At 68.6% G+C, this 9,675-nt stretch carries 9 protein-coding genes; 5 read left to right on the forward strand and 4 right to left on the reverse strand.

Features of this window, described 5'->3' with window-relative positions; genetic code table 11:
- Positions 1-763 (reverse strand): alpha/beta fold hydrolase (locus C5F48_RS19445; protein WP_107665467.1); only part of this gene is annotated, 763 nt, incomplete at its 3' end.
- Between the two features lie 249 nt (positions 764-1,012).
- Between C5F48_RS19445 and C5F48_RS19450 the strand changes: the two genes are divergently transcribed.
- From C5F48_RS19450 to C5F48_RS19470, 5 genes are all read left to right on the forward strand, one after another.
- Entirely contained in the window at positions 1,013-2,725 is a 1,713-nt protein-coding gene (locus C5F48_RS19450) for a PHA/PHB synthase family protein (RefSeq protein WP_107665468.1), read from the forward strand.
- A 10-nt stretch (positions 2,726-2,735) separates the two neighbouring features.
- On the forward strand, positions 2,736-3,494 hold the full coding sequence (gene fabI / locus C5F48_RS19455) for an enoyl-ACP reductase FabI (protein WP_107665469.1): 759 nt from the start codon (positions 2,736-2,738) through the stop codon (positions 3,492-3,494).
- Positions 3,481-4,899 (forward strand): bifunctional enoyl-CoA hydratase/phosphate acetyltransferase, encoded by a 1,419-nt coding sequence (locus C5F48_RS19460; protein WP_107665475.1) that lies wholly within the window; start codon positions 3,481-3,483, stop codon positions 4,897-4,899. Before fabI ends, C5F48_RS19460 begins: the two co-directional genes overlap by 14 nt.
- Positions 4,896-6,065: an acetate/propionate family kinase gene (locus tag C5F48_RS19465; protein ID WP_107665470.1), complete on the forward strand. Its 1,170-nt coding sequence runs from the start codon at positions 4,896-4,898 to the stop codon at positions 6,063-6,065. Before C5F48_RS19460 ends, C5F48_RS19465 begins: the two co-directional genes overlap by 4 nt.
- A gap of 177 nt (positions 6,066-6,242) precedes the next feature.
- Entirely contained in the window at positions 6,243-6,434 is a 192-nt protein-coding gene (locus C5F48_RS19470; RefSeq protein WP_107665471.1) for a YMGG-like glycine zipper-containing protein, read from the forward strand.
- A gap of 80 nt (positions 6,435-6,514) precedes the next feature.
- Here C5F48_RS19470 and C5F48_RS19475 read toward each other — a convergent pair whose 3' ends face one another.
- From C5F48_RS19475 to C5F48_RS19485, 3 genes are all read right to left on the reverse strand, one after another.
- Complete coding sequence (locus C5F48_RS19475) at positions 6,515-7,471, reverse strand: ABC transporter substrate-binding protein (RefSeq protein ID WP_107665472.1); 957 nt, start codon at positions 7,469-7,471, stop codon at positions 6,515-6,517.
- A gap of 20 nt (positions 7,472-7,491) precedes the next feature.
- On the reverse strand, positions 7,492-8,490 hold the full coding sequence (locus tag C5F48_RS19480; protein ID WP_107665473.1) for an ABC transporter permease: 999 nt from the start codon (positions 8,488-8,490) through the stop codon (positions 7,492-7,494).
- The coding region (locus C5F48_RS19485; RefSeq protein ID WP_107665474.1) for a sugar ABC transporter ATP-binding protein at positions 8,487-9,675 on the reverse strand (1,189 nt) is incomplete at its 5' end. The genes C5F48_RS19480 and C5F48_RS19485, both read right to left, overlap by 4 nt.

Here is a 9,675-nt window from a genome sequence, read left to right on the forward strand (position 1 = left end):
GCGCCCGCACCCGGGCCAGCAGCGGCTCGGGCGGCACCAGCACCGTCTGGCGCATCCGCTCCAGCATCGCCGCGCGAACGCCGGGAGCGCGGATCAGGTCGTAATAGCGGCTCACCAGCGGCTCGGTCACCGCGGCGGAGTCGGCGAAGGCAGTGCCCAGCGTCAGCCGCAACAGCGGGCGCGGCAGCCACAGCCGCATTGCGCCGGCCACCATCGGCACCTCCGGCGCCACGCCATAGCGGAAGCCGGGGCTCTCGTAGCCGTCGGGCGAAACCAGCACCAGCTTGCGCACCCGCTCGGGGTGGGTGGCGGCGAAGGTGAAGGCGATGCGCCCGCCGATGGAGTTACCGACGAAATCGGCGCGCCTCACGCCCAGCCGGTCCATGATCCCGATCACCACCGCCATCACCCGCGCGTCGGAATAGTCGCCGGTGCGGTCGGCCGGCGACAGACCATGGCCCGGCAGGTCGAAGCGGATCACCCGACGGTCGCTTTCCAGCGCCGCGGCCCAGGCGTTCCAGGTGTGCAGCGAAGACCCGAAGCCGTGGATCAGGATCACCGGCGGCCCGTCGCGCGGCCCGCTGTCGCGCAGATGCACCGTGGTGCCGGCCACCTCGACCAGATCGCCCGGCTGCTGCAGATACTGCGCCTCGACCGTCGCCCGCGGCAGGTCCGGCGTCCAGAGCACGATCCCCAGCCCGAGCAGGATCGACCCGGCGACATTGACGAGAGTGACAAGCTGGAACAGACGTTTCTTACTCATGACACCGGATGACCCATGACCTGCGTGGCTGCGACCATATGACACGCCCGGAGTCAGCTAGCAGCGCTTGGCCGGGCATCAAGCCAATGTTCCGCTAAGTCATTATGCTGCAAAGCAGAATTATTCTGCTGTGCAGCAATGACTGAATGCTCAACTTGATCTCCCGCATGGGCGGGGACGCTCAGACCATTAGACGTTACAAAGGCTCGGCATCTGCTCGACCCTGACCCATGGCGAATTGAGGATGACGTGGCTGAGATCCGGACGACACCTGACAGCTATGGCGAGGCGCTGGACCGCGCTTCGCGATCGGTAATCGCCAGCATGACACGGGGGCTGGCCCCCTCGGTGCTGGTGAATGCTGCAACCGATTGGGCGATGCACATCGCCGCCGCGCCCGGCAAGCGGGCCGAGCTGGCGGAGCTGGCGCTGCATGGCGCAGCCAAGCTGGCCGGCTCGGCGCTGGCGGGCGGAGAGGCCCCGACACCGGACCGCCGCTTCGCCGCGCCGCAGTGGAACAAGCCACCCTTCGCCGCGATGCGCGACGCCTTCCTCTTGACCGAGGACTGGTGGCAGGCCGCCACCACCGGGCTGCGGGGCATGGCGCCGATGCACGAGGCCGCGCTGAGCTTTGCCGTGCGGCAGGGGCTGGACGTGCTGTCGCCCTCCAACATCCCCTTCCTCAACCCCGAGGTGCTGGAGAAGACGCTGGAAACCGGCGGCGAGAACCTGCGGCAGGGCACGGCGAATTTCATGCAGGACCTGGCGCGGCTGGCGCATCCGGCGCCGCCGGAGGATCCGGCGCTGAGGATCGGCGAGGGGCTGGCGGCGACGCCGGGCAAGGTAGTCGCCCGCACCCATCTGATGGAGCTGATCCAGTACAGCCCGACGACCGAGCTGGTGCACCCCGAGCCGGTGCTGATCGTGCCTGCCTGGATCATGAAATACTACATCCTCGACCTCTCGGCGCAGAACTCGCTGGTGCGCTGGCTGGTGGCGCAGGGCTGCACCGTCTTCATGATCTCCTGGCGCAACCCGGGGTCCGAGGATCGCGAGCTCGGCATGGCCGACTATCTGGAGCAGGGGCCGAAGGCGGCGCTGGCCGCGGTGCAGGCGATCACCGGGGCGGAGCGCATCCATGCCGCCGGCTATTGCCTCGGCGGCACGCTGTTGGCCATCGCCGCCGCCGGGATGGCGCGCGAGGGCGACGAGCGGCTGGCCTCGCTGACGCTCTTCGCCGCACAGGTGGATTTCTCCGAGGCGGGCGAACTGGCGCTGTTCATCTCCGAGGCGCAGGTGGCGCTTTTGGAGGACATGATGTGGCATCAGGGCTATCTCGACAGCGACCAGATGAGCGGGGCCTTCACCCTGCTCAGGTCGCAGGACATGATCTGGTCGCGCATGGTGCATGAATACATGATGGGCGAGACGCCCCATGCCAACGACCTGATGACCTGGAACGCCGACACCACCCGGATGCCCTACCGGATGCATTCGGAATACCTGCGCGGCCTGTTCCTGGAAAACCGGCTGTCGAACGGAAAGTTCGAGCTGGACAGCCACAAGATCTCGCTCACCGACCTGCGGCTGCCGATCCTCGCGGTGGGGACCGAGACGGACCATGTCGCGCCGTGGAAATCGGTATTCAAGATCCAGCGGCTGACCGAGACGGAGACAACGTTCATTTTGACCTCCGGCGGCCACAATGCCGGCATCGTGTCGGAGCCGGGTCATCCGCGCCGGCACTACCGCATCGCCACCACCGGCCGCGACGAGACCTTCCTCGACGCCGAGGACTGGCGCGCGGCGCAAGCGCCGGTCGAGGGCTCCTGGTGGCCGGCCTGGGCCGGCTGGCTCGCCGCGCGGTCGGGGCCGCAGGTCAAACCGCCGCCGATGGGCAAGCAGCGCGGCGGCTATCCGGTGCTGGGCGACGCGCCCGGCAGCTACATCCTGCAACGCTGAGGAGTTCCTGATGCTGGTCGGAAAATACGGGCTCGTCGTCGGTGTGGCCAATGCCCATTCGATCGCCGCCGGCTGCGCCGCGGCCTTCGCCAATGCCGGGGCGGCGCTGGCGCTCACCTATCTCAACGACCGCTCGCAGCCGCATGTCGCCGCGGTGGCCGAGGCAGTGGGGGCCGAGATGCTGCTGCCGCTCGATCTCACCACCCCCGGCGCGCTGGAGGCGGTGTTCGAGCGGATCGCGCAGGATTGGGGGCGGCTCGACTTCCTGCTGCACTCGGTCGCCTTCTGCCCGAAGGACGATCTGCACGGCCGCGTCACCGACTGCTCCGCCGATGGCTTTGCGCAGGCGATGGACATCTCCTGCCACAGCTTCCTGCGCATGGCCCTGCTGGCCGAACCGCTGATGCAGGAGGGCGGCAGCCTGATGACGGTCAGCTATTACGGGGCCGAGAAGGTGGTGGACAATTACAACATCATGGGACCGGTGAAGGCGGCACTGGAGGCCTGCACCCGGCATGTCGCGGCGGAGCTGGGGCCGCAGGGCATCCGGGCCAATGTGCTGTCGCCGGGGCCGATCGCCACACGCGCGGCCAGCGGCATCGACCATTTCGACGCGCTGATCGAGGACGCCAAGACCCGCTCGCCCGAGCGGCGGCTGGTGACCATCGAGGAGGTGGGCGCGGTCGCGGCCTTCCTCGCCTCCGACGCCGCCTCGGGCGTCACCGGCACCGTGACCCATGTCGATGGAGGCCGCCATGTTCGGATGTGACCCGAGCTTCACCACGATCGAGAACCGCACCCTCGACGAGCTGCAGATCGGCGACTCCGCCGAGACGGAGCGGGTGCTGACCACCGAGGATATCGAGCTCTTCGCCGTCATGTCGGGCGACGTGAACCCGGCGCATCTGGATGCGGCCTATGCAGAGGACAGCGATTTTCACCATGTGATCGCCCATGGCATGTGGGGCGGCGCGCTGATTTCGGCGGTGCTCGGCACCCGCCTGCCCGGCCCCGGCACGATCTATCTCGGCCAGTCGCTGCGTTTCCGCCACCCGGTCAGCCCCGGCGACCGGATCACCGCCCGCGTCACCGTGCGCGAGATCGACCGCAGCAGCGCCAAGGTGACGCTGGACTGTCTCTGCCAGAACCAGCGCGGCGAGCCGGTCATCACCGGCGAGGCGCTGGTGCTGGCCCCGCGCGAGAAGGTCAGCCGCCCCGTCACCGCCCTGCCCGACGTGCGGCTGCACAAGGCGGGGGCACGCTTTGCCGCGCTGATCCAACAGGCGCGGGCCTTCCCGCCGATGACCACGGCAGTGGTCCATCCCTGCGACGACCTGAGCCTGATCGGCGCGCTGCAGGCCGAGGCCGCCGGGATCATCGCCCCGCTCTATGTCGGGCCGCGGGCAAAGATCCTCGCCACCGCCCGCGCGGCGAATGTGACGCTGGACGAAAGCCGCATCGTCGATGCGCCGCACAGCCATGCCGCCGCCGAGCTTGCCGTGGCACTGGTGCGCGAGGGGCGGGCAGCGGCGCTGATGAAGGGCAAGCTGCACACCGACGAATTGCTTTCGGCGGTGCTCTCGCGCGAGACCGGGCTCAGGACCGAGCGACGGCTGAGCCATGTCTTCGCGCTGGACGTGCCGGATGTGGACCGGATGCTGTTCATCACCGACGCGGCGATCAACATCGCCCCCGATCTCGAGACGATGCGCGACATCGTGCAGAACGCCATCGACCTCGCGCTGGCGCTGGGTCTGGCCGAGCCGCGCGTGGCGCTCCTGTCGGCGGTGGAGACAGTGACGGGCAAGATTCCCTCCACCCTGCTCGCCGCCTCGATCTGCAAGATGCATGACCGCGGCCAGATCGTCGGCGGGCTGGTGGACGGGCCGCTCGCCTATGACAACGCGATCTCGCTGGAGGCAGCGGCGGCGAAGGGCATCACCTCGGGCGTGGCCGGGCGTGCGGATGTCCTCGTGGCGCCGAACCTCGAGAGTGGCAACATGATCGCCAAGCAGCTGATCCATCTGGCGGGGGCCGAGGCCGCGGGGATCGTGATCGGCGCGCGGGTGCCGATCGTGCTGACCAGCCGCGCCGACAGCCCTGCCGCCCGTTTGGCCTCCGCCGCCCTCGCACGGCTGCATGCCGAGGCGGCGCCGCGGAAGCCCCTCGTATGACGCCGGTCTGGCTGGTGCTGAACATCGGCTCGTCGACGATCAAGTTCGGCGTCTATGCCTGCGCCGACGGAGCGCCGCTGGCGCGCGGAGCCATCGACGGGGTCGGGTTGGCGCCGCGGCTGAACGCGGTGCTGCAGGGCGCGCCGGCGCAGATCGCGGTTCCGCCGGCGATGGACGACACCCGGCGGCTGACCCGCTGGCTGCTGGCGCTGCTGGAGGACTGGCTCGGCCCGCTCGATCTTCGGGCGGCGGGGCACCGGGTGGTGCATGGCGGGCGCGACTTCGGCGCCCCGACCCTGCTGACCCCCGAAGTCATCGCCCGGCTGGAGGCGCTGGCGCCGCTGGCACCCGGGCACCAGCCCTTCAACCTCGCCGGCGTGGCCGCGGTGGCCGAGCACTGGCCCGGCGTGCCGCAGGTCGGCTGCTTCGACACCGCCTTCCACCAGCACCGCCCCACGGTGGCCAAGCTCTACGCCCTGCCCCGCCGCTATGCTGAAGAGGGCATCCTGCGCTACGGCTTCCACGGCCTGTCCTACGACTATATCGCCTCGCGGCTGCCTTCGGTGCTGGGTGACCGGGCGCGGGGCCGGGTGATCGTGGCGCATCTGGGCAGCGGCGCCAGCCTCTGCGCGATGCAGGGGCTGGAGAGCGTCGAGACCACCATGGGCTTCTCGGCGCTGGACGGGCTGGTGATGGCCACGCGCTGCGGCCAGATCGATCCCGGCGTGCTGTTGCACCTGCTGCGGCAGGGCATGGACGCAGCCGAGCTCGAGACGCTGCTGGCGCGGCAGAGCGGGCTTCTGGGCGTTTCCGGGCTCAGCCCGGACATGCGCAGCCTGCTGGCAAGCGACGCGCCCGAGGCGGCGGAGGCGGTGGAATTGTTCCTTCGCGCCGTCATCCGGCAGATCGGCGCGCTGACCGCGGGGATGGGCGGGCTCGACGCGCTGGTCTTCACCGCAGGCATCGGCCAGCACGCGCCCACGGTCCGCGCCCGGATCCTGCAGGCGCTGGCCCATCTGGGGCTGGAGATGGACGCCGCGGCGAATGACGCCAACGCCACGCTGCTGACCGTCCCGGGCAGCCGGGTGACCGCCGCCATGATCCCGACCGACGAGGAGGCGGTGATCCTCGCCGGGTTGCAGCAGTGCCCCGGTGCGGCGGGCTGACGACACCCGGCGAAGGCGCGGCAACTTGCCGAAACCGGCCGCCGGCTGGGGGATTTCTGCCGAGGGAACAACAATGTCCGAAAGCCGCGGCGTGAAAATGAACTTTTCCGCTGCGGAATGCGTTAGACCTGAGGAGAACTGCGCGGACTGGCCGCGCGGAATCAGCCGGAGAATATCATGCCGACGCAGCTTCCCACACTTCTCATCCCGGGTCTTGTCCTGATGCTCACCGTTGCCGCCTGCGGCGACACCCGCACCCAGCGCGCGGCGACCGGCGCCCTCGGCGGTGCGGTGGCGGGCGAGCTGATCTCGGGCGACCCGATCACCGGCGCGGTGATCGGCGGCGTCGGCGGGGCGGTGCTGCGCTGACGAAAACGGCGGAGGCCTCGCCTCCGCCGCTTCCCTCAGGGGATGACGGGGCGCAGCCAGCCGGCCGCGCCCTTTGCCTGTCAGAACGGGCTGTCGGGGAAGTAGAACTGCTCGGCATTCTCCGGCGTCACCAGCTGCGAGCCGATGATGAAGCGGCCCGAGACCGGGGTTGAGGACACCAGACCCAGCGCCGTCAGCTCGATCGCGGTCGAGATCTGCGCCGGCGGATAGGTCACGTTGGCCGGAAGCTGCGGGTCCTTGTCCATGATGCGCTTGATGATCTCCTTCATCCCGGCGCCGCCCATGATCCACATCTCTTCGGTGCGGCCCGCCTGCGCGATGGCTTCCATGGCGCCCACGGCCATGTCGTCATCCGCCGCCCAGACCGCGTCGATCTCCGGATATTTCGACAGGAAGTCCTGCATCACGTTGAAGGCGTCGTCGCGGTTCCAGTTGCCGAACTGCATGTCCAGCACCTCGATCCCCGAGCCGTCGATGGCTGCTGTGAACGCTTCAACCCGCTCGTTGTCCAGCGTGGTCGGGATACCGCGCAGCACGACGATCTTGCTGCCGGATTCGAGGTTCTCCTTGAAGTATTCGCCCGCGGTGCGGCCGAAGCCCGGGTTGTCGCCCGAAACGTAGAGGTTCTCGATCCCCGGCACCGAGAGGCCACGATCGACGACCGTCACCCAGATCCCGGCTTCCTTCACCGCCTGCACCGGCGAGGTCAGCGGCTCGCTCTCGAAGGGCAGCACCACCAGCGCGTCGATGTCGCGGGTCGCCACCATGTCCTCGATGTCATTGACCATCTTGCCGGCATTGCCCGCCGTGGCCAGCACGAAGCTCAGCTGCGGGTAGGTCTTCTCGAGCCGCGCAATGGTGTCCTGCGCGTGGAAGTTCAGCCCGCCCATGAAGCCATGCGTGGCCGAGGGGATGGCGACGCCGATGGTGAACTCCTCGGTCTCCTGCGCGGAGACGCTGGTGCCAAGCGCCGCGCCGACAACCGCGACCCCGGCCAGAAAATGTCTGCGTATCATTGTATTCCTCCCATGGAATCTCACCGCTGGTCTGCGGCTTTCTTTTCACGCTGCAAGACGACAGCGAGAATGACGATGACGCCCTGGATCGTGCCGTTGAGATAGGGGCTGACAATCGAGGCGAGGTTCAGGATGTTGTCGATCAGGCTCAGGATCAGCACGCCGACCACCGTACCCCAGACCCGACCGTAGCCGCCCTTCAGCACCGTGCCGCCGATGATGACGGCGGCGATCGCCTCCAGCTCCCACAGCACGCCGGTCGAGGCCGAGGCCGAGCCGAGGCGCGGCACATACATGATGGTCGCGAGGCCCACGAGCAGACCGAGCAGGGCATAGGTGGCGATGCGCACCCGCACCACGTTCACGGCGGAGTATTTCGCCACCTGCTCGTTGGCGCCGATGGCGGCGGCATGGCGCCCGTAGGCGGTCTGGCGCATGACGATCTCGCCCGCGATCGCAACGAGGGCGAAGACGATGATCGGCCAGCTGATCCCGAGGAAGCCGTCGTAATAGACCGGCCGGTAGATCGCCCGCAGGTCGAAGTCGAGCGACAGCGTGCCGCCATCGGCCAGCCATGTCACCAGCGAGCGGTAGATGCCCATGGTGCCCAGCGTGACGATGAAGGCCTCGATCCCCACCTTGGCCGTCAGGAAACCGTTGAGGAACCCGGCCACCAGCCCCGCCGTGGCCGCCACCAGCATGCCGACGAGGATCACCGGCCAGCCGACGCCCATCGTGGGGATCAGCGCGTTCATCGACATGATCATCAGCCCGGCGATGAAGGCGGCCATCGCCCCCACCGAAAGGTCGATCCCGCCCGAGGTGATGACGAAGGTCATCCCCACGGCGATGATGCCGATGAAGGCCGAGCGCGCCAGCACGTTGGTCACGTTGCCGTAGCTGAGGAAATTGTCGTTCAGCCAGGCGCCCAGCGCCACCAGCACGATCAGCGCCAGCAGCGGGCCCAGGACATGCAGGCTGAAACGCTTCGTCGAGGAGGGTGCAGTCGTCGCGGTCATGCGCTTGCCTTCTGGTTGGTCATGCCCATCGCGTAGCGCACGATGGTCTGTTCGCTGATCGCCTCGCCCTCGACCTCGCCGACGATCCGGCCCGAGGCCATGACCATCACCCGGGTCGCTAGCCCGATGACCTCGGGCATCTCGGAGGAGATGACGATGACGCTCTTGCCCTCGGCCACGAGGCGGTTGATGAAGCTGTAGATCTGCTGCTTGGTGCCGATGTCGATGCCGCGCGTCGGCTCGTCGATGATGACGATGTCCGGCTCGGCCAGCATGGTCTTGGCCAGCAGCAGCTTCTGCTGGTTGCCGCCCGACAGGTTGCCCGCGTTCATCGACTTGTCGCCGACGCGGATGTCGAAATCGCCGATCGCCTTGTCCAGCGCCCGCGCTTCGGCGGGCTTGTCGATCAGGCCGCGGGTGAAGCGGTCCAGCGCCAGCAGCGTCAGGTTCTCGTCCAGCGGCTTGCCGAGCAGGAGACCCTTCTCCTTGCGGTCCTCGGTCAGATAGACCAGCCCGGCCTGCAGCGCCGCCATCACCGAACCGCGCGGCAGGGGCTTGCCCTTCACCGCAACCTCGCCGGTTGCCTCGCGCAGCCCGACCACGCCCTCCATCAACTCGGTGCGGCCCGAGCCGACCAGCCCGGCAAAGCCCAGGACCTCGCCCTTGCGCAGGGTGAAGGAGGCATCCGTCACCAGACCCGGCACCGTCAGGTGCTTCACCTCCAGCACCACTTCGGCGCCGGGCTGATGCTTCGGCGGGAAGAGGTCAGAGAGTTCACGCCCCACCATCGCCTCGGCCATCGCGTCCTCGGTCAGGCCCTTGGCCTCGGTCGTCAGCACCCGTCGCCCGTCGCGCAGGACCGTCACGCGGTCGGCGATGCGGGCGATCTCGTCCAGCTTGTGCGAGGTATAGAGGATTGCCGCCCCCGCCGCCCGCAGCCGGTCGATCTGCTCCAGCAGCGTGTCGGTCTCGCGGTGGGTCAGCACCGCCGTCGGCTCGTCCATGATCAGCACGCGGGCGTTGAGGCCCAGCGCCTTGGCGATCTCCACCATCTGACGGTTCGGCACCGAGAGGTTCGAGATCACCTCGCGCGGGTCGATGGCGCAATGCAGCCGCTCCAGCAGGCGACGGCTCTCGGCCTGCATTGCGGCATGGTCGAGGAAGGGCCCGCGCTTCAGCTCGCGC

The organism is Cereibacter changlensis JA139, assembly GCF_003034985.1.
Taxonomy (GTDB): domain Bacteria; phylum Pseudomonadota; class Alphaproteobacteria; order Rhodobacterales; family Rhodobacteraceae; genus Cereibacter; species Cereibacter changlensis.

What these genes read in the sequence shown, in the direction of transcription:
- fabI (WP_107665469.1), top strand. Translation starts at nt 2,736, where the DNA reads ATGCTGGTCGGAAAATACGGGCTCGTCGTCGGTGTGGCCAATGCCCAT.
- C5F48_RS19460 (WP_107665475.1), top strand. Translation starts at nt 3,481, where the DNA reads ATGTTCGGATGTGACCCGAGCTTCACCACGATCGAGAACCGCACCCTC.
- C5F48_RS19465 (WP_107665470.1), top strand. Translation starts at nt 4,896, where the DNA reads ATGACGCCGGTCTGGCTGGTGCTGAACATCGGCTCGTCGACGATCAAG.
- C5F48_RS19470 (WP_107665471.1), top strand. Translation starts at nt 6,243, where the DNA reads ATGCCGACGCAGCTTCCCACACTTCTCATCCCGGGTCTTGTCCTGATG.
- C5F48_RS19475 (WP_107665472.1), bottom strand. Translation starts at nt 7,471, where the DNA reads ATGATACGCAGACATTTTCTGGCCGGGGTCGCGGTTGTCGGCGCGGCG.
- C5F48_RS19480 (WP_107665473.1), bottom strand. Translation starts at nt 8,490, where the DNA reads ATGACCGCGACGACTGCACCCTCCTCGACGAAGCGTTTCAGCCTGCAT.